The organism is Actinoplanes sp. NPDC049668, from assembly GCF_044465445.1.
Taxonomy (GTDB): Bacteria; Actinomycetota; Actinomycetes; order Mycobacteriales; family Micromonosporaceae; genus Actinoplanes.
In genome coordinates this window covers 1-23,423 of record NZ_JBITLR010000012.1, presented here as the reverse complement: position 1 = coordinate 23,423, position 23,423 = coordinate 1, and the positions used below count along the sequence as shown (strand labels likewise).

Sequence of the window (23,423 nt, the reverse complement as noted above, 5' to 3'; positions counted from 1 at the left end):
TGCGACATTGTCGCACGCTCCGCGTTGACCCCGCCCCGCCCGCTTCATAACGTCCCGGCACGTAGGCGGCAACCGGGAGGAACCGTGGCGGAGTTCGTCGGCGCGATCGATCAGGGCACCACCAGCACGCGCTTCATGGTCTTCGACCGGGCCGGCACCGAGATCGGCCGGCACCAGATCGAGCACCGGCAGCTGCTGCCCGGCGCCGGGCTGGTCGAGCACGACGCGCTGGAGATCTGGGAGAACACCCGCAGGTGCATCGCGGTAGCGCTCGCCGAGACCGGGCTGGTCGCCGGCGACCTGGCCGCCGTCGGGATCACCAACCAGCGCGAGAGCGTCGTGGTGTGGGACCGCGCGACCGGCCTGCCGTGCCACAACGTGATCGTCTGGCAGGACACCCGGACCGACCGGATCGTCGCCGAACTCGACCGCGACGGCCGCGGCGACGTGATCCGGGACCGCACCGGCCTGCCGCCGGCCACCTACTTCTCCGCCGCGAAGGTCCAGTGGCTGCTCGACAACGTCGACGGTCTTCGGGTACGCGCGGAGCGCGGCGAGGTGCTGTTCGGCACCATGGACAGCTGGCTGCTGTGGAACCTCACCGGCCGGCACCTCACGGATGTCACCAACGCCAGCCGCACCATGCTGATGAACCTCGCCACCCTGCAATGGGACGACGAACTCCTCGGCTTCTTCGACATCCCCCGCGCCATGCTCCCCGAGATCCGCTCCTCCTCCGAGGTCTACGGCCACGCCGACGCGGTCCTGCCCGGCGTGCCCATCGCCGCGGCGATCGGTGACCAGCAGGCCGCGCTGTTCGGCCAGACCTGCTTCGCGCCCGGCGAGGCCAAATGCACCTACGGCACCGGCAACTTCGTCCTGCTCAACACCGGCACCAAGCCGGTCCGCTCCGCGCACGGGCTGCTCACCACCGTCGGCTACCGCTTCGGCGACGAGGAGCCGGTGTTCGCCCTGGAGGGCTCGATCGCCGCGACCGGCTCCGCCGTGCAGTGGCTGCGCGACCAGCTCGGCCTCATCGGCGACGCCGCCGAGAGCGAGGCCCTGGCCGCCCGGGTCGACGACACCGAGGGCGTCTGCTTCGTGCCGGCGTTCTCCGGGCTGTTCGCGCCGTACTGGCGCTCCGACGCGCGGGGGGCCATCGTCGGGCTGTCCCGCTACCACACCGCCGCGCACATCGCCCGGGCCGCGCTCGAGGCCATCTGCTACCAGACCCGCGACGTGGCCGAGGCGATGGCCCGCGACGCCGGCACGTCACCGGACAGCCTCAAGGTGGACGGTGGCGTGACCGCCAACGCGCTCTGCATGCAGCTGCAGGCGGACATCCTCGGCGTGCCGGTCAGCCGGCCCGCCGTGGCCGAGACCACCGCGCTCGGCGCGGCGTACGCGGCCGGCCTCGCGGTCGGCCTCTGGCGCTCCACATCGGAGCTGCGGGCCAACTGGCGCGAGGACCGGCGCTGGCAGCCGGCCTGGTCACAGGACCGGCGCGACGAGGGGTACGCGCGGTGGAAGGCCGCCGTCGACCGCAGCCTCAACTGGGTCAGCGTCAGCTGACGCGACCCGACACGAAAAGAGGACACTCCATGAACACGGCAGTGATGGCGCCGCAGGCGCGCGAGGCGGCCCTGGCCGCGATGTCGACCGGCGAGGAACTCGACGTGCTCGTCGTCGGCGGCGGCGTGGTCGGCGCGGGCTGCGCGCTCGACGCGGCCACCCGCGGACTCTCGGTCGGCCTGCTGGAGGCCCGGGACTTCGCCAGCGGCACGTCCAGCCGGTCCAGCAAGCTGATCCACGGCGGCCTGCGCTACCTGGAGATGCTCGACTTCGGCCTGGTCCGCGAGGCGCTGCGCGAACGCGGCCTGCTGGTGCAGCGGCTGGCGCCGCACCTCGTGCGCCCGATCCCGTTCCTCTACCCGCTGCGCCACCGCGCCTGGGAACGCCTCTACGCCGGCGCGGGCGTCCTGCTCTACGACACCCTGGGCATCTCCGGCGGCTTCGGCGCGGGCCTGCCCCGGCACCGCCACCTGAGCCGCGGCGCCGCCCTGCGCGCCTTCCCGGGGATGCGCCCCGACTCGCTGGTCGGCGCGATCCGCTACTACGACGCTCAGGTCGACGACGCCCGCCACACCCTGTTCCTGGCCCGCACCGCCGCGGCGCACGGCGCGCACGTCGCGTCCCGCACCGAGGTCGTCGGCTTCCTGCGCGAGGGCCGCCGGGTCGTCGGCGTCCGCGCCCGCGACGCCGAGTCCGGCACCGAACTGGAGATCCGCGCCCGCACGGTCATCAACGCGACCGGCGTCTGGACCGACGACATCCAGGCGCTGCTGGCCCAGCGCGGACAGTTCCACATCACCGCGTCCAAGGGAGTCCACCTGGTCGTGCCGCGCGACCGCATCCCGGCCACCACCGGCATGATCCTGCGTACGGCGACCAGCGTGCTCTTCGTCATCCCGTGGGACCGCCACTGGATCATCGGCACCACCGACACCCCGTGGGACCTCGACAAGCAGGACCCGGCGGCGTCCGGCCGCGACGTCGACTACCTGCTGGAAGAGGTCAACAAGGCGCTCGTCACCCCGCTGACCCGCGCGGACGTCCAGGGCGTCTACGCCGGCCTGCGCCCGCTGCTCTCGGCCGACGCCGAGCTGACCTCGAAGCTGTCGCGCGAACACGCGGTGGACACCCCGGCACCCGGCCTGGTCATCATCGCCGGCGGCAAGTACACCACCTACCGGGTGATGGCCCGCGACGCCGTCGACGCCGCGACGCGCGACCTCACCACGCGCGTGCCGGCCTCGTGCACGGCCCAGGTACCGCTGCTCGGCGCGTCCGGCTACCAGGCGGCGTGGAACCGCCGCGGCGTACTGGCCCGCCGGGCCGGCCTGCACGTCTCGCGCATCGAGCACCTGCTGCACCGCTACGGCACCCTGGTCGACGAGGTACTGGCCCTGATCGAGGCCGATCCCACGCTCGGCGAGCCCCTGGACGGCGCCGGCGACTACCTGCGGGCCGAGGTGGTCTACGCGGTGACCCACGAGGGCGCGCGCCACCTGGACGACGTGCTCACCCGCCGCACCCGCATCTCGTTCGAGACCCCGGACCGGGGCGTACGGGCGGCGCACGCGGTCGGCCCGCTCATCGCCGGCCCGCTCGGCTGGACCGCACAGGACACCGCGTACGAGATCAGCCGCTACGAGTCCCGGGTCGCGGCCGAACTGGCCGCCCAGGAACAACCCGACGACCTCACCGCCGACGCCACCCAGCGCGAAACCCCACCACTCGCCGCCGCCTTCGCCTGACCACACCCCCGACACGACCGCCGCCCGCCCGGCCCTGAGCTGCTATTGTCTCGCGCCGGGCGGCATTGGCGATCTTCAGTTCGGCCGCTCCCCGGCATCTCCCCTTGTGAGGCATTCGTGAGCATCGGCATCTTCTCCTCGTTGGTCTCGTCCGGCGACGGCGTGCCGGGTGTCTGCGCCCGGCACGGCGAGCTCGCCGTCCTGCGCAAGCAGGTCAGGTTCATCTCCAAGCCGCCGGGCTGGACCTACGTGCTGCTCCTCATCGGCGCCGTGCCGTTCCTCATCGCGGTCATGGTGCTGCGCAAGGAGGTGAAGGCGGAGGCCTGGCCGTTCTGCGCCCAGTGCCGGGACCTGCACAAGCAGCGAACGCTGATCGGGCTGGGCCTGCTCCTGCCGCTGGCCCTGCTGATCGCGATCACGTTCGCGGGGGTGGAGCTGGGCCAGACCGGGGTCTGGCTGCTGCTCGTCGCCATCATCGCCTGCGCCGTCGGCTTCGGCTTCCTGGCTCGCGGCGGCTACCGAATGCTGACGCGGGGCGACGTCGCCGCCGACGGCAGCTCGGTCGTCTTCAAGGAGGCACACCCCGCCTTCGCCGCCGAGGCGCAGGCCGCGTACGAGCGGGCCGCCCAGCAGCACGCCGCGCAGCAGCACGCCGCGTGGCAGGCGAGCCAGCAGGCGGCGCAGGCCCAGTAGGCGGCGCCGCACACCGCCTACGCACCCGGCGCGGCGCAGCAGCCCCCGCAGGCCTGACGCGAGGCTGCAGGAGAGGGCGGGCAGGGCGCTTTGCCGGCTCATACTGCCCGAACAAGTCCTCCAGCATTGCCCGAGACCTGGGTGGCAATGGCTCTGCGGGGAAGAACCACTCACAAATCTCAAGCGCCGCGGCCATGTCGGCGATGCCGATGATTCCCGCGAGAGCGCGTAGGTCTTCTTCGTCGCGGCTGCGGGCGGCGAAAGCCTTCATCGCGAAGACGTGTTCCGGCGAGGCCGCCATGATGCGTATTCCCGGATGGTCGAAGACTTCCCTTTTGCCGTCGTCCTTCTGTGCTGACACATACGCGCTGGCCTGATCATTGAACCTTTTTCAACGCGGCGAGGCTGGCAGCGGCCGGCGCCGGCCAGCGGCCCGGCCCCTACGGGCTCGATGCCAGGTTGAACGGTTCACTGACGATCTTGTGCGGGAGCCCGGTGTCGACCAGGGGAAATCGCGGTGTCGCCCATATGGTGTCCCTCGTGAATGACGGATTCGATCTCCACTCCGAACTTGCCGGGGGCGTGCGCGATGCCGCCGGGGCATGGCGATTCATCCGGCTGTTCGCCGCCCGTTACGCGAGACCGGTGGTTACCGGCGACGGCTGCGACGACGAGGAGTTGCGCGCCGCGGAAACCCGGCTGGGGTTCCCGCTGCCGGCGGCGCTTCGTGAGGTCTATACGTTGATCGGCAGGCGTCTCGACCTCACCCGGAGCCAGAATCAACTGCTCGCTCCGCATTCGGTCGGCGTCGACGACACGGGCCGTGTGCTGGTCTTCCGCTGGGAGTGCCAGCACGTCGCCGAGTGGGGTATTCCGCTGTCGGCGATAACCGAGTCCGACCCGCCGGTCGTCTCTCGGAATGACGGGGAGCCCGTCTGGCATCCGTTCCTTGAACGGGTCTCGCTGGCATGCGTGGAGATGATCCTGTCGGAGTGGGTGATCTCGGGTGACGGGTTCGGCGCGAACCTTCACCTCTACGAGGATGAGACCGTCGCACTGCTGAGGAACCGGTTCCGCAGACTGCCGCTACCCGACTATCCGAGGTGGGCCGACGGGCCGTCGGTGCGGTGGTTCGAGGGGTCGGGGGCGATTCTCCAGGAGGACGCCGAGACCTGGTTGTGGGTCCGCGCTCCGTCGCCGGAGGCGATCGCCGCAGTGCAGCGCGCATTGCCCGGAGAATGGTCGACGGACGAGCTGTAGCGGGGCGACGCCGGCCACCGGCAAGCGGTCGCCCTACCGGTGGACTCCCTGGTGATCGGTGTTGCCCCTCGATAATGAGCCTTTCATCCTGCGTAGCGGTTGGCTTCGACGTGGTGCAAGACCGAGATGGCCTGCACGATCGCGGTCGCCCGTCGTGGGCAGCAACGCAGCTTGACCAGGATCTTCCAGGTCTTGAGGGTGGCGATCGCCCGTTCTCCACGGGCGCGGATCTTCCCGTGGGCGCGGTTGACAGCCTTCTGCCGGCGTGACAGCTTCGGCCGGAAGCGGCGCCGCTTGAACGGCGCTCGCACGCTGCCGCGGGCTCCCTGATAACCCTTGTCAGCGAAGGTCATCGCATTCGCCCGGGTCAGAGCATCCATGATGCCGTGGGTGCGGGCGGCGGTCAGATCGTGCGTCCTACCCGGCAGCGCCGGTGACGCCCAGACGAGTCGGCCGGCCGCGTCGGCAATGACCTGCACGTTCACTCCGTGCCGTTTGTGTTTGCCGGAGTAGTAGGGCTTCTGGTCGGCGATGCGGTCGATCGGGATCAGCGTGCCGTCCAGGATGGCGTAGGCAAGGGTGCGGATCCGTCGCATCGCGGCGTCCAGGTCGTCAGCGGCCATGCTGAGCAGGGCGATTGCCTCTTGAACGTAGCGCCATGCAGTCGCAACCCCGATCGCGAAGGCAGCCGCAAGCCGGGTGTACGTGTCGCCGTTACGCAGGTAAGCCAGGGCGAGCAGGGCCTGCCGACCGGCATTCAGCCGTCGCCATCTGGATCGTTGCTGGTTGCGGTGGCTGCGGATGAGTTCGGCGAGGTGGTTGAGGGTCCGGCTGGACAACGAGATTGTGGACGGGTTAGACAGCACAGGCGAGGCTCCCGGTCGGGGCGTCGGGTCTTGGTCGATTTGCCGTCCTACCTGGAGCCTCGCCGTCTTCGATCTCCGGCCCCTACTTACCCGCACTGACCTGCAAGATCAGGTTGGAAAGACTCCGTCTTCACTCATGCGGCTTCGAGGTCTCGCGCGGACAGGTAGACACCGTGCTTGCGAAACGCTGCCGGCGCCCAGACGAGGGCCTCCATACGCTTGGACGGCAACGATGACGGGAACCAGGGAGTCCGCAGGACGCGCGAACGTGACCACTCCGGCGGGGCCAGGTCGAGTTGGGCCGCGAGGTGTTCTGCCATCGCGGCCAGCAGTGCGTCCCACTGCTCGTCACCGGTCGACGGCGGCTCCGCCTGGAAAAGCCGGGGCTTTCGCTCGACCGGCTCCCACCGGTACTCCTCGAGGAACTCCCAGACGTACTTCCAGTTGGTTTTCTCGTCGCCGCAACCGGCCAGATGGCCGGCGAGACCGACCATGGTCATCGCCTCATACGCCACGTTCATCCCACTCTGACTGCGTCGAGGGCATCCCACCTGGGATCCACCGTATCTGCGGAGGCTACTGCCACGGGCCTCGGCCTCGCCGCAGACATCAGGACCTCAACCCGCGATCAGCTGAGGCGGATCATGTTCCAGGAGAGGGCGGGGAGGGTGAGCTGGAGGCGGCCGCCGTCGAGTTTCGGGTCGTCGAGGTCGCGGGGGGTGACCCGGTCCGGCTGGCGTGCGGTGTTCACCGCGTCCGGGTCGTCGTCGGCGAGGACCGTGTGGGTCGCCGTCGTCAGGCCCGGCAGGGCGCGCAGGTCGACCTCCAGGGTCATCGGCTGGGTCTGTGAGCGGTTCACCGCGAACACCACGGTGCCCGCGTCAGAGTGCACCGCGACCGCGTCGAGCAGCGGTACCTCGCCGTGGCGGGCGGTCTCGTGGGTCGGTGAGGTGATCGCCGGGCGCAGCACGGTGCCGCGGCCGTAGCGGGTCGTCAGCGCGTACGGGTGGAAGCTCGCCTGCCGCCAGGCCGGGCCGCCCGGCTCGGTCATGATCGTGGCGATGACGTTGACGAGCTGGGCCTGGCAGCCGATCTTCACGCGGTCGGCGTGGCGGAGCAGGCTGATCAGCAGGTTGCCGACCACGACCGCGTCGGTGACCGAGTAGACGTCCTCGATGAGGCGGGGTGCCTGCTCGATCTCCAGGTTGGTCTCGCCGGCGAAGCGGCTCTGGTACCAGACGTTCCACTCGTCGAAGGAGAGATACAGGCGCTTGCGGTGCCGGCCGACCGCGCGCACGTGGTCGGCGGTGGCGACGACCTCGTCGATGAACTGGTCCATGTCGGTCGCGCAGGCCAGGAAGCTGTCCCGGTCGTCGCCGTGCTGCTGGTAGTAGCCGTGCAGGGAGACGTAGTCGACGGCGTCGTAGGTCTCGCCGAGCACCGTCGCCTCCCAGCTGCCGAACGTCGGCATCTGCCGGCCCGAGCTGCCGCAGGCGACGAGCTCGATCGACGGGTCGACCTGGCGCATCGCCTTGGCCGTCTCGAGCGCCAGCCGGGCGTACTCGCCGGCGGTCTTGTGGCCGATCTGCCAGGGCCCGTCCATCTCGTTGCCCAGACACCAGGTCTTTATCCCGTACGGCGACCCGCCGCGCAGGTCCGACCAGTAGGTGCCCGAGCCGAGGTTGCAGTACTCGACCAGGGAGCGGGCCGCGTCGATGCCGCGGGTGCCGAGGTTCACCGCCATCATCGGCTCGACGCCGACGGTCCGCGCCCAGGTCATGAACTCGTCGACGCCGACGTGGTTGGTCTCCAGGGAGCGCCACGCCAGGTCCAGGCGGGTCGGCCGGTCCTCGACCGGGCCGATGCCGTCCTCCCACCGGTACCCGGAGACGAAGTTGCCGCCGGGGTAGCGCACCAGCGGCGTGCCGAGCTCGCGGACCAGGTCGGCGGTGTCGCGCCGGAAGCCGTGCTCGTCGGCGGTCGGGTGGTCCGGCTCGTGGATTCCGGTGTAGACGCAGCGGCCCATGTGCTCGACGAACGAGCCGTAGAGCCGGGGGTCGACGTCGCCGATCCGGAACGCCGGGTCGATGGTCATGGTGGAGAAGAGCACGCTCACCCCTTCAGGCCGCTGCCGGCGATTCCTTCGACGATGTTGCGCTGGAACAGCAGGAACACTGCCACGAGCGGCACCGCGCCGAGGATCGCCGAGGCCATCGTGTCCGCGTACCGGATGCCGAACGAGCCCTGCACGGTCGCGAGGCCGACCGGGATCGTCATGATGTCGGGGTTGCTGAGCACGAGCAGCGGCCAGAGCAGGTCGTTCCAGGATTGCACGAACGTGAAGATGGCGACGGCCGCGACGGCGGGCCGGGCCAGCGGCATGATGATCCGGCGGTAGATGCGCAGGTAGCCCGCGCCGTCCATGCGGGCGACCTCCTCCAGCTCGCGGGGCAGGCCGTCGAAGAACTGCTTGAAGATGAAGACCGCGATCGCGGTGGGTATCTGCGGCAGGCTGACGGCCCACCAGGTGTTCAGCAGCCCCAGCGCGTCGAACTGGCGGAACCACGGCACGATCAGCACCTGGCCGGGGATCATGATGCCGGCCAGCACCAGCCAGAAGACCACGTTGCGGTAGCGGAACCTCATCCGGGACAGCGCGTACGCGGCCAGGCTGGCCACCAGCACCGTGCCGGCGGCCGACAGCGTCGCGATGAACAGGCTGGAGCCGAACCAGGTCAGGATGTCGGTGTCGCGCAGCACCCGGGCGAAGGCGTCCAGGGTCGGGTCGTCGATCGCCCAGGTGGTCTTGGTGGTCTCGGCGTTCGGCTTGAGCGCGGTGTCCAGCGCCCAGGCCAGCGGCACGATCCAGAGCAGCGCGAACGCGATCAGCACGCCGAGGCAGATGCGGTTGAAGAGCTTGACGCGGAACTCGGCCCGTTGGGCGAGGTCGGTCATGGTGTCAAACCCCCTTCTCCTGGCGCCGGACCAGGGCGAACCAGACCGCCGAGACCGCGAGCACGACCAGGAAGAACAGCATCGAGACGGCGGCCGCGTACCCGACCCGGAAGTTGGTGAAGCCCTCGTCGTAGACGTACTGCAGGAGCGAGCGGGTGGCGAAGTTCGGGCCGCCCGCGGTCATGATGTACATCTGGTCGAAGACCTTGAGCGAGGCGATCACCTGCAGCACGGCCACCAGGGTGGTGGTGCGCCCGAGCATCGGGATGGTGATGCTGCGGATCTGCTGCCAGACCGACGCGCCGTCGATCGAGGAGGCCTCGTACAGATCGCGCGGGATCTCCTGGAGACCGGCCAGGTAGAGCACGAAGTTGAAGCCCAGCGTCCACCAGAGGGTGGTCATGGCCAGCGACGGCATGGCCCAGACCGGGTCGCCGAGCCAGTTCGGCGAGGTGATGCCGATCTTGGCGAGGCCGGTCTCGAGCAGCCCCAGGCCGGGCGTGTACAGGAAGATCCAGATCAGGGCCACGACCGCCGACGGCAGGATGTACGGCGCGAAGAAGGCCAGCCGGAAGAACCAGCGGCCGTACCGGGCCCGGTCGGCGAGCAGCGCGAAGGCGAAGGCGAGGATGATCAGCGGCGGGGTGGTCAGGATCGTGAACCACAGGGTGTGCCACAACGACGACCAGAAGTCGCCGCTCTGCAGCGCCTCGGCGTAGTTGCCGAAGCCGGTGAAGCCCGACAGTCCGGGCTTGACCAGGCTGGTGTCGAAGAAGCTCATCACCAGGCCGTACAGGGTCGGGCCGATGATGAAGGCCAGATAGAGAACGAGGAACGGTGCCAGGAAGCCCAGCGCGGGCAGGCCGGTCCAGCGGGGCCGCTCCGGCGGCGCTCCGGACTCGGCGGCATCGGGAGGGCGTACGGCGGTCTCGGTGGTCACCAGGCACCCCCTCAGATGGGCGACGCGGTCTTGGACAGGTTCTCGAGCTGGCCGCGCATCTGCGCGAGCGCGTCCGCGGGGGACTGCTGGCCACCGAGGACGGTGGCGATCGCGGAGCCGGTGATGATCTCGAAGTTGGAGCCGGACCCGGAGTACCAGCCGTCCGGGTCGTAGACCGCGGCGTCGGCGGCCGCGGCGTAGTTCGACTGCGGCGTCATGGCCTGGTACTCCGCGCTGTCGCGGAACGGCAGCCAGGTCGGCACGTGCCCGCCCTCGGCCCAGGTCTTGCTCTGGTCGAGCATCGAGCGGATCAGCAGCAGCGCGCGGTCGATCTGCTCCGGGTCGTGGCCCGGCTGGCGGGGGATGACCAGCGTGTGCGAGTCCGCCTGTACCGCGTAGCGGCCGCCGCCGTACAGGTTGGGGAAGAGCGTCATGGAGAACGGCATCTTCGCGGTCTGGTAGGTGGAGATCTCCCACTCGCCCTGGAAGTAGAAGCCGGCCTGGCCGTTGGCGAAGGTGGCGATGGCGCCCTGGTAGTCGATGCTGGCGGGGAAGAGCCCGTCCGCGGTCAGCGACTGCAGGAAGGTCAGCACCTGGGTGGCCTTGGCGTCGTCGATGACCACCCGGCGTCCGTCGTCCGCGAGGGTCTCGCCGCCGAGCTGGCTGTAGAGCGACTGGAAGATGCGCCACGGCGTCGACGTGTCGTTGTCGATCGCGACGACGCCCCCGTACGCGCCGGAGGCCTCCTTGGCGCGGCGCATCGCGTCGGTGAACTTCTCCGGGGTGTCCAGCGGGGTGAGCGCGCCCGAGGAGTCGAGCAGGCCGGCCTTTGCGCAGATGTCGGTGTTGTAGAACATCACGAACGGGTGGGTGTCCAGCGGGATCGCGTACGCGTGTCCGTCGACGAGCCCCGCCTGCCAGGCCCGCTCGGTGAACTTGTCCGCGGAGATGCCGTGCCGGGCCAGGTCCTCGGGGCGCAGCTCCTCGAGGAGGTCTGAGGCGACCAGGGTCTTCATCCTGGTCAGGTGCGAGATGGCCACGTCCGGCGGCTTGTCGCCGAGCGTCGCCAGCGACAGCTTCGTGTAGTACGGGTTTCCCCAGTTGAGGGTGACGGCGCTGAGCGCGATGCCGGGGTTGGCGGTGCGGAAGGCGTCGAGCATCTGGGTCATGCGGACGCCGTCGCCGCCGCCGAAGAGGTTCCAGTAGTCGAGCGTTCCGCCGCCGTCTCGCCCGGGGGTGATGCCACTGCAACCCGTCGTCCCCAGGCCCACCAGCCCGAGACCGGTCGCGGCGGCGGCGCCGCGCAGCAGCGCGCGTCGGGTCAGTGTCATGAACGGAGCCTGCCGCCGCGGCTCGGAACGAGTCCAGGAATCGGCCTTCGCAAGACGAGAAGGCCCGGACGCGAATCGAGAAGGATCGCCCGGCGGCCGGCGCCGCCGCCGGTTACTCCTGTTCGGAGTGGTGCTGGCCGGCCTCCGCCGTCTCCGCGGTCAGCTCGTCGCCCACCTGCGGCTGGTCGGCCCAGAGGGCGCGCATCTGGCCCTGCATGAACGTGGTGAGCCGCCGGCGGTACTCGCGGTCGAAGTGCTCCAGCGATTCGATCTGCACCTGCAGGGACTCGCGCTTGGCGATGAGGCTGCCGACGGAGTCCTCGTAGCGCTGCTGCGCCTGCGATCTGAGCTGCTCGCAGTGCCCCTGCGCGTCGCCGAGGATCGACTCGGCCTGCGCGTTCGCCTCGGCGAGGATCTGGTCGGCCTTGCGCTGCGCCTCGTCCGCGCGGATCCGGGCGTCCCGGGCCGCCTGCTCGGCGGTCTTGCGGGCGTCGGTCAGCACCTTCTCGGCCTCGCAGCGGACGTTGTGCGCGTGTACCTGCGCGTCCCGGGCCGACTGGTCGGCGGTGGCCTTCGCGTCGGTGCGGATCTTCTCCGCGTGCCGGTTGGCGGCGGCGATGTGCTCCTCCGCCGTGCGCTGGGCCAGCGTCAGCACCTGCAGTGCGTTGTCCGAGCGCGTCGGTCCGCCGGGGATGGCGGGGTGTTCCGAGGTCGCGCCGTCCGGGGTCGTGCCGCCGAGCACCGCCTTGACACGAGCCCTTATCTGATTGTCAGTCGTCACGGGAGACCTCCAGTCGCGTCAACGAGCCGTCGTGGCCGGGCCCGGCTTGCGGCCCGGCCAACCTGATAACGGTTGAGACACGGCTACGGCGTGGCTACCGACCGGTTCATTACGGACGAATCCGACACGGCCGGCGGCCCGGGGGCGGGAGTCGCGGGACCCGGCGCCCGCCCCCGGGTGTCCCTAATTGACGAGTACCTCGTAGATGCGCGCCGCGGCGTTGCCGTCGGAGGCCGGCGTGACGACCGCGACCCGGACGTAGCGGGCATCCACGTTCACCGCCGTGGTGGTCGAGTCGGCCGTGTTGCCGCGCACCTGCGACCGCGTCGTCCAGGCGGACCCGTCGTCCGAGGTCTGGATGTCGAAGTCGCGGGTGTTCCAGGCCGGGAACTCGCCGCCCGCGCCGGCGTGCCGGATCACCACCGAGCCGACGCGCTGCCGGGTGCCCAGGTCGGCCTGCACCCACTTGGTCGCGCCCTGCGAGCACCACTTGTCGTTCCAGCCGCCCAGCCAGCTGCCGTTGAACGCCTTGGCCGGCCCCTCGTTCGCACCGCAGGACGAGTCCGCGGTCGCCGGGCGGTTCAGCGCCAGGTCGGTCGGCGCGCTGCTCTCGCCGTACACCTCCAGCTCGTAGATCCGGGCGGCCGCGTTCGTGTCGTTGGCCGGCTGGCTGGTCTCGAAGCGCACGTACCGCGCGGTGCGCGCGGCGATCGGGGTGTACGTCCGGCTGCTCTTGGACGCGGTGACCGTCACCGCGTTCGACCAGGTCGTGCCGTCCGTGCTGGTCGCGATCGTGTACGCGCCGGTGTTCCAGTTGGTGACCTCGCCGCCGAGGGCGGCGTGCTTGACGACGAACGAGGACACCGTCCGCGCCGAGCCGAGGTCGACCTGCAGCTGCCGCGGCGCGGTGCCGGAGCACCACTTGCTGTTGCCGACGAGCGAGCCGTCGACCGCCTTTGCGGCGCTCTCCGCGCTCGCGCAGGCCGTGGATCCGGTCGCGGTGCGACCGAGGGCCAGGTTCGGGCCGAGGTCCGGTTCCGCCGGCGGCTGGGTGGCGCCCGCGGCGAAGCTCGGGGGTACGTCGGCAGCGCCGGTGCCCCACGCCGAGGGGCTGCCGCCCATGGTGAAGCCGACGGTCCCGCCGTCCGCGATGTCGCCGTAGCGCAGGTAGCTGCGGCTGATCGAGGCGCCGTCGAGCGACAGCGACTGCACGTACCGGTTCGCCGCGCTGCCGCCGGTGATCGTGATGTTGCCGGGTGCCCGCTGGATCAGCGCGCTCGGGAAGATCCCGCCGTGCACCGCGAGCGTGTCCGCGCCCGGCGTCACCGGGTAGAAGCCCAGCGCCGACCAGACGTACCAGGCGGAGGTGGCGCCCAGGTCGTCGTTGCCGGGCAGGCCGCCCGCGCCGGTGGTGAACGACTCGGCCATCACCCGGCGCACCGCGTCGCTGGCGCCGGCCGGCTTGCGGGCCACGTTGTAGGTCCACGGCACGTTGTGCTCGGGCTCGTTGCCGATGTAGAAGTACGGCCGGCTCAGGCCGCCGTTGAGCTCGGTGAAGTGGTGGTCGAGCCGCTGCACCGCGGTGGCCGGCCCGCCCATGAGGGTGACCAGCGCGCCGAGGTTGTGCGGCACCATCCACGAGTACTGCGCGGCGTTGCCCTCGACGTACGGGCTCTCCTGCGCCGGGTTGAGCGGCGCCGACCAGGCCCCGCCGCCGTCGCGGGTGTGCAGGTAGGACGACTCGCCGTTGAACAGGCTGCGCCAGTACTGCGAGCGGCTCGCGTACGTGTCGCGGGCGGCGGTGTCGCCGAGCGCGCCGGCGAACTGTGAGATGGCGAAGTCCGAGGCCGCGTACTCGAGGGTCTCCGACGGGTTGCCGGGGATGAAGTGGTTGGTCTGGTAGACGGACTGGTTGCCGCGCAGCACGACGCCCTGGGTCGAGCCGCCGCTGCCGCTCTTCTTCATCAGCTCCAGCGCCGCCGCGGTGTCGAAGCCGCGCACGCCGAACGCGTACGCGCTGGCCACGATGATCGGGCCGGGGTCGCCGGGCATGACGAAGTCCTCGACGGTCTGGTGCGACCACTTGGGCAGCAGGCCGCCCTGCTGTCCGTCCAGGACCATCGACTTCATGATGTCGCTGGTCACGTCCGGTGCTATCAGGGCGACCAGCGCCGCCCAGGAGCGGTAGATGTCCCAGCCGGAGTAGTTCTGGTACACCGGGTGGGAGGCGGTGTGCACGGCGTTGTCGAAGCCGCGGTACTCGCCGTTGGTGTCGCTGGACAGGTTCGGGTTCTGCAGCACGTGGTACAGCGCGGTGTAGAACTTCTGCAGGTCGGTGGCGCCGCCGCCGGTCACCTGGATGCGGTTCAGGGCCGTGTTCCAGGCGGCGCTCGCGTTGGCGCGTACCGTCGCGAAGGCCGCCGCCTCGGCGGTGGCGTTGTTCTGCGCGTTGGCGACGCTGACGAACGAGATGCCGATCGTGGCGTTGACGACGGCGTTCGAGGTGGTGTCGAACGTGACGTACGCGCCGGTGCTGGTGCCGCTGGTGGTCGACGAACCGGCGGTGACCGTGCCGGCCTTGAACGTGCCGAACCCGGTCGGCGTGCGGTCGAACAGTATCGAGTAGTACATCTTGAACGTCTTGCCGCCGCAGAAGCCGCCGGCGGTGTGCTCGCCCCAGACCCGGTTGCCGGAGATGGTGACGTTGCCGTCGCGGTCGCCGGTCGCCGAGCGGCTGGCGTTGACGAGCACCCGGGCGGTGGTGCTGGCCGGGTAGGTCAGCCGCAGCGCGCCGGTGCGCTTGGTGGCGCTGAGCTCGGCGTCGATGCCGTACTTGTCGAGCCGGTTGCGGTAGTAGCCGGGCGACGCCGACTCGTTGGCCTTGGTGTACGCGGACGCGTAGCTGGTCCAGCTGGAGCCGGGGGAGGAGCCGAGGTTGCCGGTGATCGGCAGGATCGGGATGTCCTCGTTGTTGGCGCAGCCGGCGCCGTTGAAATGGGTGAGGCTGAACGACTCGATGGTGCGGTCGCGGTCCCGGTAGCCCGACGGCGAGCCGGTGGGCGTGTCGGGGCTGAACTGGGTCATGCCGAACGGCACGGTGGCGCCGGGGAACGTGCTGCCGCCGGCGCCGCCGCCGACCGGGTTGGGCGAGTTGCTGTCGTCGGTGCCGATGAACGGATTGACGTACTGGACCAGGTCGAGGTCGGCCGCCTGGGCGGCCTGCGGTACCGAGAGGACCGCGGCGGCGAGGACGACCGCCGCGGCGAGGGTACGGAGCATAGGGGGTGCCGTCCCTTCGAATGTGACAACGATGTCAAGAGCGTGGCTTATAGAAGCACGCAGATATAACCAGTTGTCAATACAGGGATCGCGCACCGGTCCCCTTTGGACCCGATTAACGGGCGCTCGTCCCGCGCCGCACGCGCAGCAGTGACGCGGCGGCGAGCGTGCTGCCGCCGACGCCGACGCCGCCGAGCATCCCCAGCGCGAACCGTTGCTGATAGGCCGTGGCGACGTCCGCGGGCGCCGTCTCGCTCATCGGGATGAACGCGCTCATCCCCGCGACCCAGAACGCGAGCAGGGCCAGTCCACTCAGAACCAGCCCCCAGTGCGGCAGGTCGGGCGGCGCCCAGACCGAACGGATCCAGCCGCTCTGCGGCTTGCGGCCGAGCACGACGCGCCGGTTGGTGATCAGCCCCGCGGTGAACCCGGGCAGCACGAGGACCGCGGTGACCAGGACGGCGACGCCGGTCGGCAGCAGTTGTACCCCGGCGAACAGCCCGCCGATGAGCACCGCCGCCCAGGCGACGCCGACCACGCACATGAGGTCGAGCAGCAGCAACATCCGACGTGAGATCACCAACCAGGACGTTATTCCCCAGTACGCCCCGATGTGGGTAGATTGCGGCTTTTTCGCGGGGTGTGTCGGCGGTACGCGCTGACGGTCGGGTCCCCGGCTATCCAGAACCGCCACGGCACGTCGTGCGCGGCGGTGACGCCGACCCTCGGCCCGGCGGCGATGTCGCACCGGCCCGACCCCGGCGCCGGCGGTCGCAGCGTCGCGGGCCCGCTGCCGTCGACGACCGAGGTGGCGTTCGCCGTCCGGTCGAGGGCGAGCACCCGCATGAGCTTGCCCGGCCCGGCGGCGAGATCGTGGTCCCGCGCCACGGCGGGCCGCCGCTGCCGGGCCAGCGGGAGGCCGTCGACCACCTCGCCGGCGCGCAGCAGCACCGCGGCGGCGACGCCCTCCTCGCCGCACACGACGTTCGCGCAGAAGTACATGCCGTAGATCTGGTACACGTACAGCCGCCCGGCCGGGCCGAACATCACCGCGTTGCGGTCGGTGACCCCCCGGTGCGCGTGACTGGCCGGGTCCGCGCCCAGCCCGCTGTACGCCTCGACCTCGGTGAGCCGCACCGTCACCCCGTTCGCGGTGAGCCGCCACCCGAGCAGCAGGCGCGCCGCCTCGTCGACGGCCGCGGCGGGCAGCTCGAGCCACGATGTCATCGCCACAGCGAAACACGCCCGGACCGGCCGCCTGCCGTCCGGGTCACCTCGCCGGGCGGGTCGGGCCCGTCGGCCGGGTACGCCGCACCGGGCCGCACCGGCCGCCGGGCCGGGTCGGCCCGAACGGGCGGGTCGGCCCGAAGAGGAAGAGCCGGCGCAGGCGGCGGCGCCGCGCGGGCCCGCTGGGACCGACCGGGCCGGTCATCCGACGAAGTCCTGGGTCAGCCAGACGATGCCCTTGCCGTCGCGCACGACGCTCAGGCCGATCCGCTTGAAGCTGTCGCTCAGCAGGTTCTTGCGGTGGCCGTCCTCCGGCGGGACCTCGGCGAGCATGCTGTCGGTCAGCCCGTTGGCGGCCCGGACCATGGCCGAGTTGCCGGCGCCCGACGAGCCGAAGCCGATGTTCTCGCCCGCCGAGCTCCAGTCGACGCCCTGCGCGCTGAACCGGGTGCCGATGTCGCCCTCGCCGGAGCACCGGTGCGACAGGCCGCAGCCGTCGATCATCACCTCGTTGTGCAGGGCCGCGGCCTTCGACAGCGACGAGTCCAGGCGGTAGGCCGGCAGGCCCTCCTTGGCGCGCGCCGCGTTGATGTGCGCGAGTACCTGCTCGAGGACCGAGCCGCTGGTCGCCGGCGCGGCCTCGGCCGTCTTGCGCGCGGGCGCGCTGGTCTTGCTCTTGGTCGGCTTGGGCTTCGGGGCGGTCGTGGTGGCCTTCGGCGCCGGCGGCTTCGACGTCGGCGTGGCCGGGCCTGCCGGCGCGGCGTCGTCCAGCAGCAGGTCGGTGCCCGGGTCGCCGGTCGGGTCGCCGTTCGCCTCGCCGTTCGCGTCGGCCGCGAGCAGGCTGTCGGCCGAGGCGCGGTTCGCGGCGGCGGACGCGTTGCGGTTGAGCCCCACCGCGGTGAAGCCGACTCCGATGACCACGGCGGTGGCCCCCGCCACCAAGGTGAAACGGGCGCGGCTGGCGGCGGACATCGACACGGGCTCGGTCACCTCGGGAATCGCGGCTGCTGGCCGCGGGCGCGGCACGTCTGCCGAACTATGGGGCCTCGCTCCCGCGCGCAGGCGTCACCTCAGGTGCGCTTAAGGATCGACACACGAAGACATAAGGAGGCGGCCCCCGGGCCGATACAGTGCCCGGGTGACCAGACTCCTCAAGGGCATCGCCGGCAAGCTGCGCCGGGTCGCGGGACGCCGCACACCCACCCCGCCCGTGCCACGGCCCGCGCCGCCGTCCGCGCGCCGCGGCCGTCACCTCGAGTACTCGCCGAACCTCGACGGCGACGCCGACCCGGGCGAGATCGTGTGGACCTGGGTGAAGTACGAGGACGACCCGACGCGGGGCAAGGACCGCCCGGTGCTGGTGGTCGGGCGCAACGACCGCACGCTGCTCGGCCTGATGCTCTCCAGCCAGTCGGAGCGCGACGGCCAGCGCGGCTGGCTGGCGCTGGGCCCGGGCGCCTGGGACCGCGAGTCCCGCCCCAGCTGGGTACGGCTCGACCGGGTCCTCGAGGTCGACGAGGACGGCATCCGCCGCGAGGGCGCGGTCCTCGACCAGGCCCGCTTCGACCGCGTCGCCGGCGTGCTGCGCCGCGACCACGGCTGGGCCTGATGGGCGCCGACGTCATGGTCGGTTTCGGCGGCAAGCAGGCGTGGCTGGCCGTCCGTGATGGCGACCCCGCCCGGGTGCTCGACGCGCTCGGCCTGCGCGACCTCGGCGAGGTCCGCTGGCGCGACGGCATCGACCTGGCACACCTGACCGACGACCGGGTCGCGGTGACGCCGCTGCTGCCCGGCGCCCGCGACACCCGCTGGGTGCTCGCCGTCGGGCGGTACCTGCTGCGCCCGGACACGGCGCTCGACGTCGTCGACCTGTCGGCGCGGCTGGGCACCGAGGTCCAGTTCTTCGCCACCCACCGGGTGACCGAGACGCACCGCTGGCAGCGCGCCGTCGACGGCGAACCCGTGCGGACGTTCGGCTACGTCGGACAGACCGGCGACGTGACCTCCTGGTACGGCGACCCGGACCCGGCCGAGCGCGCGGCGGGCCTGCCCGCGACCTTCGTGGACGAGGAGAGCACCGTCCTCGTCTCGGAACACGACGTGCTGACCGTCGCCGACGGGTGGAGCATCGATCCGGCAAAGCTCGAGGGGAAGGCGCCCGGCCGGCTGCGCGTCGGCGCCGCGGCCTGAGGAAGGGACGGCGACACCATGCGCAAGTACGTGATCATGGGAGTGCAGGGCAGCGGCAAGGGCACGCAGAGCACGCTGCTCTGCGCCGACCTCGACCTGGTGCACATCAGCGTCGGCGACCTCTTCCGCTGGCATGTGCAGAGCCACACCAAGCTCGGCGCCCAGGTACGCCGGGCGATGAAGGCGGGCGAACTCGTCAGCGACGACCTGGTGGAGTCGGCCGTGCGCGGCCGCCTCGACCAGCACGACTGGAACTTCGGCTTCGTCATCGACGGCTTCCCGCGCAACGGCCGCCAGGCCGAGTTCTTCATGGAGAGCTACGACATCGACGGCGTCATCCACCTCGAACTCCCCGACGACGAGGTGCGCCGCCGGGTGCTCAGCCGCCGGCTCTGCCCCGGCTGCGGCATGGACTACAACCTGATCGCCGACCGCCCGGAGGTCGAGGGGCGCTGCGACATCTGCGGCACCGAGCTGATCACCCGGGAGGATGACACCCCCGAGGCGCTCGCGGCCCGGCTGCACGACTACCACGAGAAGACCAGGCCGGTGCTGGAGCTGTTCCGCCGCAAGGAGGTGGTGCACGACGTCGACGCGACCGCGGCGGCGGACCAGGTGCAGGCCGGCATCCGGGAGACCCTGGGACTGCCGGCCTACCGGCCGAAGGACTGACCCCGGCGCCGTCAGTCGGCGTCGTGCGGGTCGTGACCGTGCCGGGTGAGCTCGGCCTCGAGGGTGTGGCAGACCTGCTCGACGACGGCGACCCGGGCGTACGGCTTGCTGTCCCCGGCGACGATCGTCCAGCGCGCCCGCTTCTTGTCCGTCCTGATCAGCATGTCCTCGATGGCCGCCGCGTAGTCCTCGCGGCGCTCGCGGTTGCGCCAGTCCTCGTCGGTGAGCTTCCAGGAGCGCAGCGGGTCGGTCGCGCGGGCCTGGAAGCGGCGCAGCTGCTCCTCGGGGGAGACGTGCATCCAGAACTTGATGAGGATCATGCCCTCGGCCGCCAGGGTGCGCTCGAACTCGACGATCTCGTCATAGGCGCGGGTCCACTGCTCCTTGGTGGCGAAGCCCTCGACCCGCTCGACCAGGACCCGGCCGTACCAGGAGCGGTCGAGGACGGTCATGCCGCCCCAGCCGGGCAGGACCGGCCAGAACCGCTGCAGGAAGTGGTGCCGCTTCTCGTCATAGGTCGGCGCGGCGAACTGGGATACCCGGACGTGCCGGGGATCCAGGGGCGCGACCAGGCGTTTGATGGCGCCACCCTTGCCGGAGGCGTCCCAGCCCTCGAACAGCACGCACAGCGGCGGCCCGATCCGGTGCTCGCCGAGCTGGCCGCCCAGGAGCAGCCGGAGTCGCAGCAGGCGCTGCTGCGCGGCCTCCAGCCGCAGCAGGGCGTCCTTCTTCGGGAGCCGGGCCGACAGATCGACCTGTTCGAGGCGCGTCATGCCGCCATCCTCCCCGCCCGGCGGGCTCCTGGGGAGGGCGCATCCCGAAACCCGATGTGACCGTGTCTACCGGATGCGCGACAATTCGACGGTGACTCTCGTTGACGACATGCAGTGGCGCGGACTGATCCAGGACTCCACCGACCCCGAGGAGCTGCGCAAGCACCTCGACGGCGGCTCGATCACGTTCTACGTGGGGTTCGACCCGACCGCGGCGTCCCTGCACGTCGGCAACCTGATGCAGGTCGTCACCGCCCGCCGCCTCCAGCTGGCCGGACACCGCCCGCTGCTGCTGGTCGGCGGCGCGACCGGCCAGATCGGCGACCCGGGCGGCAAGTCCGCCGAGCGCGTGCTCAACCCCCGCGAGGTGACCGCCGGCTGGGTGCTGCGCATCCGCGAACAGCTCTCCCCGTTCGTCACCTACGAGGGCGCGAACGCGGCCACGCTGGTCAACAACCTGGACTGGACCGGCGAGCTGTCGGTGATCGACTTCCTGCGTGACGTCGGCAAGCACTTCCCCATCAACAAGATGCTGGCCCGCGACGTCGTCAAGAACCGCCTCGAGACCGGAATCAGCTACACCGAGTTCAGCTACCAGCTGCTGCAGGCCAACGACTTCTACGAGCTGCACCGCCGCCACGACTGCTCGCTGCAGTTCGGCGGCTCGGACCAGTGGGGCAACATCACCGCGGGCGTCGACTTCGTCCGCCGGCGCGGCGCGGGCCCGGTGCACGCGTTCACCACCCCCCTGGTGCTGAAGGCCGACGGCACCAAGTTCGGCAAGAGCGAGGGCGGCGCCACCTGGCTCGACCCGGCCATGACCACCCCGTACGCGTTCTACCAGTTCTGGGTCAACGCCGACGACCGCGACGTGTCGAGCTACCTGCGCTACTTCAGCTTCAAGACCCGCGAGGAGATCGAGGAGCTGGAGAAGGCCACCGCCGAGCGGCCGCAGGCCCGCCTGGCGCAGCGCGAGCTGGCCTGGGAGGTCACCGCCCTGGTGCACGGCGAGGAGGAGGCCCGCCAGGCGGTCGCGGCCAGCCAGGCGCTCTTCGGCCGAGGATCCCTGGACGACCTCTCGGCGGACACGCTGCGGGCCGCACTGTCCGAGGCCGGTCTCACAGAGGTACGCGGTGAGCTCCCGACCGTGACGGTGCTGCTCCAGAACGCTGGGCTGGTCAAGAGCGGTGGCGAGGCGCGCCGGACGATCGCCGAGGGCGGCGCCTACCTGAACAACGAGCGCATCACCGACCCGGAGGCCACGGTCCCGGAGTCGGCGCTGCTGCAGGGCCGCTTCCTGGTCCTGCGCCGCGGCAAGCGCACCTTCGCCGGCGTCGAGTCGGTCAGGTAACAACCGGCTCGTCGTGCCATCCGCACATCGCGGAAAAGTTGTGCGTCACCCGGCAACCCGTTCCCGGCGCCGCGCGTGTTCCCTTGCATCAACACGCGGAGGTAGGTGCGTTGGCGGACATCGCAGGGTTCGACGAGTTCTACCAGGGCAGCCGGCAACGGCTGCTCGGGTACGTCTTCCTGCTCACCGGCGACCTGGCCGAGGCACAGGACGTGGTCCAGGAGGCGTACATGCGGGCCTGGCAGCACTGGTCCACGATCAACCGGTACGACGACTCGGAAGCCTGGGTGCGGATCGTGGCCAACCGGATCGCGGTCTCCCGGTGGCGGCGGGTGCGCGGCCGGGCCAGGGCGTATCTGCGCCACGGCGCGGCCGGCCCCGTGCCGGCACCCAGCCTCGACACGGTGGCGGTGGTCGAGGCGCTGCGCCGTCTCCCGACCGAGCAACGGGTGGCGATCGCGCTGCACTACCTGCTCGGCATGCCGGTCGCCGACATCGCCCGGGAGGTCGGTGCGCCGGTCGGCACGGTCAAGGCACGGCTGCACCGGGGCCGCGCGGCGCTCGCCGACCTGCTGGCCGTGGACTCCGGGGAGCCCGCCGATGCCTGAGATGCGTGACCTCATCGACAGCGTGGCGAGCGACCTCGCCGACGTCCGGTGGCCGCCCGCCGAGGAACTGCGCCGCCGGGCCCGTCGCCGGCGGCAGCGCACGATCGCCGCCGCCGTGGCGCTGGTGACCGCGGTGACGGCCGGCGCCGCCAGCCTGGCCCGGCCCGACCGGGAGCCGCCCCCGAGGCCCGCGACCTCGCCGACCGTGGGTGCGCCCCCGGTGCGGATCCCCCCGTCCGTCCTGCTGCGGCCCGAGGACGTCGGCGCCGGGCCGGACAGCGAGGTCTACCCGGCGGACGCGTTCCAGCCGATCCAGTTCGAGGTCATGCTCGACAGCTGCTTCCGGGAGCGCGCCCCCGGGTTGCTCGCCCTGCGCCCACGCTATTCCCAGGGCCAGACTCTGATGCTGGGCACGGAGGCCCACCGGCCGGCCCGGGCCGGCCTCCTCAATCAGACGGTGTACCGGCTCTCCGCACCGGAGGCCGCGGTCTTCGTCCGGGACCTGCGCGTGGCGGTCGAGGCCTGTGCCGACTATTTCCAGACCGGTGAGATCGAACCGCCGGGCGGCAGGGTCAAGGTGCGCAGCCAGAACAGCTGGTCGATCTTGGCGAGCGGCTTCGCAGGCGACGAGTCGATCCTGGTACGGGGCGTCGCCGTCGTGCGCGACGCGGAAACCGGCGAGGTGATAGGGGAGTCGAGCCGGCCATCGGCGTTCCTGCGGGTCGGCGACCTGGTCACGGTGCTGGTCCCCCGCATCGGCACCTCCGCCGATGACCTGCGCCGATTCGCCGCCACCGCCGCTCAGCGGCTGTGCGCGACCGCCGATCCCCCTTGCTGAATCACCGCGCTCCAGGAGCACCGGTGAGCCTTTCGACGCGGCCCGGACGGACGCTCCTGACGGCGGTCAGCGGCCCGGATGCCGCTGTCCCGAGGCCAGGTTGACGACCGCTCACCGGCCGACGGAGTCCTGGACGGTGCTCGCGGTGGCTTCAGGGCCAGGTCAGAAAGGGTCTGGCGAGGCATCGGCGGGTCGGGCGAGGGCGTGTGGTTCGGGACACGGGGGGCCGATTTGGCGCTCTGGGACGGACCGGGTAATGTTTTGCGAGCCGGCAGGGAAACGGGCGAGGCAAGCAGAACGAACCGAGAGATCGGGGAGATCAGCTACCGGCCGTCCTGCCAA

The 23,423-nt window shown here is 71.1% G+C and carries 23 protein-coding genes; 10 read left to right on the top strand and 13 right to left on the bottom strand.

The window, feature by feature from the left end; translation table 11 throughout:
• Positions 1-84: 84 nt before the first annotated feature.
• From glpK to ACIBSW_RS38830, 4 genes are all read left to right on the top strand, one after another.
• The gene (glpK, locus tag ACIBSW_RS38845; protein ID WP_404799599.1) at positions 85-1,572 is read left to right on the top strand and encodes a glycerol kinase GlpK; all 1,488 of its coding nucleotides are present in this window, start codon (positions 85-87) and stop codon (positions 1,570-1,572) included.
• A gap of 29 nt (positions 1,573-1,601) precedes the next feature.
• Positions 1,602-3,317: a glycerol-3-phosphate dehydrogenase/oxidase gene (locus ACIBSW_RS38840; protein ID WP_354728597.1), complete on the top strand. Its 1,716-nt coding sequence runs from the start codon at positions 1,602-1,604 to the stop codon at positions 3,315-3,317.
• A gap of 117 nt (positions 3,318-3,434) precedes the next feature.
• Positions 3,435-4,010, top strand: coding sequence for a hypothetical protein (locus tag ACIBSW_RS38835; RefSeq protein ID WP_354728599.1), 576 nt, complete (start codon positions 3,435-3,437; stop codon positions 4,008-4,010).
• A 540-nt stretch (positions 4,011-4,550) separates the two neighbouring features.
• Positions 4,551-5,270 carry an SMI1/KNR4 family protein gene (locus ACIBSW_RS38830; RefSeq protein WP_354728601.1) on the top strand — a complete coding sequence of 240 codons (720 nt, stop codon included), beginning with the start codon at positions 4,551-4,553 and terminating at the stop codon, positions 5,268-5,270.
• Positions 5,271-5,353: 83 nt separating this feature from the next.
• Here ACIBSW_RS38830 and ACIBSW_RS38825 read toward each other — a convergent pair whose 3' ends face one another.
• The 12 genes from ACIBSW_RS38825 to ACIBSW_RS38770 all read right to left on the bottom strand — a co-directional run bounded on the left by ACIBSW_RS38825 (position 5,354) and on the right by ACIBSW_RS38770 (position 17,639).
• Positions 5,354-6,136 (bottom strand): transposase family protein, encoded by a 783-nt coding sequence (locus tag ACIBSW_RS38825; protein ID WP_354728603.1) that lies wholly within the window; start codon positions 6,134-6,136, stop codon positions 5,354-5,356.
• A gap of 134 nt (positions 6,137-6,270) precedes the next feature.
• The gene (locus ACIBSW_RS38820) at positions 6,271-6,651 is read right to left on the bottom strand and encodes a hypothetical protein (protein ID WP_354728605.1); all 381 of its coding nucleotides are present in this window, start codon (positions 6,649-6,651) and stop codon (positions 6,271-6,273) included.
• Positions 6,652-6,764: 113 nt separating this feature from the next.
• Positions 6,765-8,246 (bottom strand): alpha-N-arabinofuranosidase, encoded by a 1,482-nt coding sequence (locus ACIBSW_RS38815; protein WP_354728606.1) that lies wholly within the window; start codon positions 8,244-8,246, stop codon positions 6,765-6,767.
• 2 nt (positions 8,247-8,248) lie between these two features.
• On the bottom strand, positions 8,249-9,091 hold the full coding sequence (locus ACIBSW_RS38810) for a carbohydrate ABC transporter permease (RefSeq protein ID WP_354728608.1): 843 nt from the start codon (positions 9,089-9,091) through the stop codon (positions 8,249-8,251).
• A 4-nt stretch (positions 9,092-9,095) separates the two neighbouring features.
• Positions 9,096-10,031 carry a sugar ABC transporter permease gene (locus tag ACIBSW_RS38805; RefSeq protein WP_354728610.1) on the bottom strand — a complete coding sequence of 312 codons (936 nt, stop codon included), beginning with the start codon at positions 10,029-10,031 and terminating at the stop codon, positions 9,096-9,098.
• A gap of 11 nt (positions 10,032-10,042) precedes the next feature.
• Positions 10,043-11,362: an extracellular solute-binding protein gene (locus ACIBSW_RS38800; protein WP_354728612.1), complete on the bottom strand. Its 1,320-nt coding sequence runs from the start codon at positions 11,360-11,362 to the stop codon at positions 10,043-10,045.
• 112 nt (positions 11,363-11,474) lie between these two features.
• Positions 11,475-12,143: a hypothetical protein gene (locus ACIBSW_RS38795; RefSeq protein ID WP_354728614.1), complete on the bottom strand. Its 669-nt coding sequence runs from the start codon at positions 12,141-12,143 to the stop codon at positions 11,475-11,477.
• Between the two features lie 183 nt (positions 12,144-12,326).
• Positions 12,327-15,422: a GH92 family glycosyl hydrolase gene (locus ACIBSW_RS38790; RefSeq protein ID WP_354728616.1), complete on the bottom strand. Its 3,096-nt coding sequence runs from the start codon at positions 15,420-15,422 to the stop codon at positions 12,327-12,329.
• Between the two features lie 115 nt (positions 15,423-15,537).
• Positions 15,538-16,002, bottom strand: coding sequence for a hypothetical protein (locus ACIBSW_RS38785; protein WP_354728618.1), 465 nt, complete (start codon positions 16,000-16,002; stop codon positions 15,538-15,540).
• A gap of 11 nt (positions 16,003-16,013) precedes the next feature.
• The gene (locus ACIBSW_RS38780) at positions 16,014-16,649 is read right to left on the bottom strand and encodes a DNA-3-methyladenine glycosylase (protein WP_354728620.1); all 636 of its coding nucleotides are present in this window, start codon (positions 16,647-16,649) and stop codon (positions 16,014-16,016) included.
• Between the two features lie 43 nt (positions 16,650-16,692).
• Positions 16,693-16,854 carry a hypothetical protein gene (locus ACIBSW_RS38775; protein WP_354728622.1) on the bottom strand — a complete coding sequence of 54 codons (162 nt, stop codon included), beginning with the start codon at positions 16,852-16,854 and terminating at the stop codon, positions 16,693-16,695.
• On the bottom strand, positions 16,851-17,639 hold the full coding sequence (locus ACIBSW_RS38770) for a CAP domain-containing protein (protein ID WP_354728624.1): 789 nt from the start codon (positions 17,637-17,639) through the stop codon (positions 16,851-16,853). Before ACIBSW_RS38770 ends, ACIBSW_RS38775 begins: the two co-directional genes overlap by 4 nt.
• Before the next feature lie 148 nt (positions 17,640-17,787).
• On the opposite strand from ACIBSW_RS38770, the gene ACIBSW_RS38765 reads away from it, so the two are divergent.
• From ACIBSW_RS38765 to ACIBSW_RS38755, 3 genes are read left to right on the top strand one after another with little or no spacing between them, the layout of a single operon-like run.
• Positions 17,788-18,258: a type II toxin-antitoxin system PemK/MazF family toxin gene (locus tag ACIBSW_RS38765; RefSeq protein ID WP_404799598.1), complete on the top strand. Its 471-nt coding sequence runs from the start codon at positions 17,788-17,790 to the stop codon at positions 18,256-18,258.
• The gene (locus tag ACIBSW_RS38760; protein ID WP_354728626.1) at positions 18,258-18,839 is read left to right on the top strand and encodes a hypothetical protein; all 582 of its coding nucleotides are present in this window, start codon (positions 18,258-18,260) and stop codon (positions 18,837-18,839) included. Before ACIBSW_RS38765 ends, ACIBSW_RS38760 begins: the two co-directional genes overlap by 1 nt.
• An 18-nt stretch (positions 18,840-18,857) precedes the next feature.
• Positions 18,858-19,511: a nucleoside monophosphate kinase gene (locus ACIBSW_RS38755; protein ID WP_354728628.1), complete on the top strand. Its 654-nt coding sequence runs from the start codon at positions 18,858-18,860 to the stop codon at positions 19,509-19,511.
• 11 nt (positions 19,512-19,522) lie between these two features.
• On the opposite strand, the gene ACIBSW_RS38750 is transcribed toward ACIBSW_RS38755, so the two are convergent.
• Entirely contained in the window at positions 19,523-20,284 is a 762-nt protein-coding gene (locus ACIBSW_RS38750; protein ID WP_354728629.1) for a UDP-galactose-lipid carrier transferase, read from the bottom strand.
• Between the two features lie 91 nt (positions 20,285-20,375).
• On the opposite strand from ACIBSW_RS38750, the gene tyrS reads away from it, so the two are divergent.
• The 3 genes from tyrS (at position 20,376) to ACIBSW_RS38735 (ending at position 23,081) form a co-directional block, all read left to right on the top strand.
• Positions 20,376-21,635: a tyrosine--tRNA ligase gene (gene tyrS, locus ACIBSW_RS38745; RefSeq protein WP_404799597.1), complete on the top strand. Its 1,260-nt coding sequence runs from the start codon at positions 20,376-20,378 to the stop codon at positions 21,633-21,635.
• Positions 21,636-21,745: 110 nt separating this feature from the next.
• Positions 21,746-22,243 (top strand): SigE family RNA polymerase sigma factor, encoded by a 498-nt coding sequence (locus tag ACIBSW_RS38740; protein WP_354728633.1) that lies wholly within the window; start codon positions 21,746-21,748, stop codon positions 22,241-22,243.
• A complete protein-coding gene (locus ACIBSW_RS38735) occupies positions 22,236-23,081 on the top strand; it encodes a hypothetical protein (RefSeq protein ID WP_354728635.1) in 846 nt (281 codons plus the stop codon). Before ACIBSW_RS38740 ends, ACIBSW_RS38735 begins: the two co-directional genes overlap by 8 nt.
• Positions 23,082-23,423: the final 342 nt, after the last annotated feature.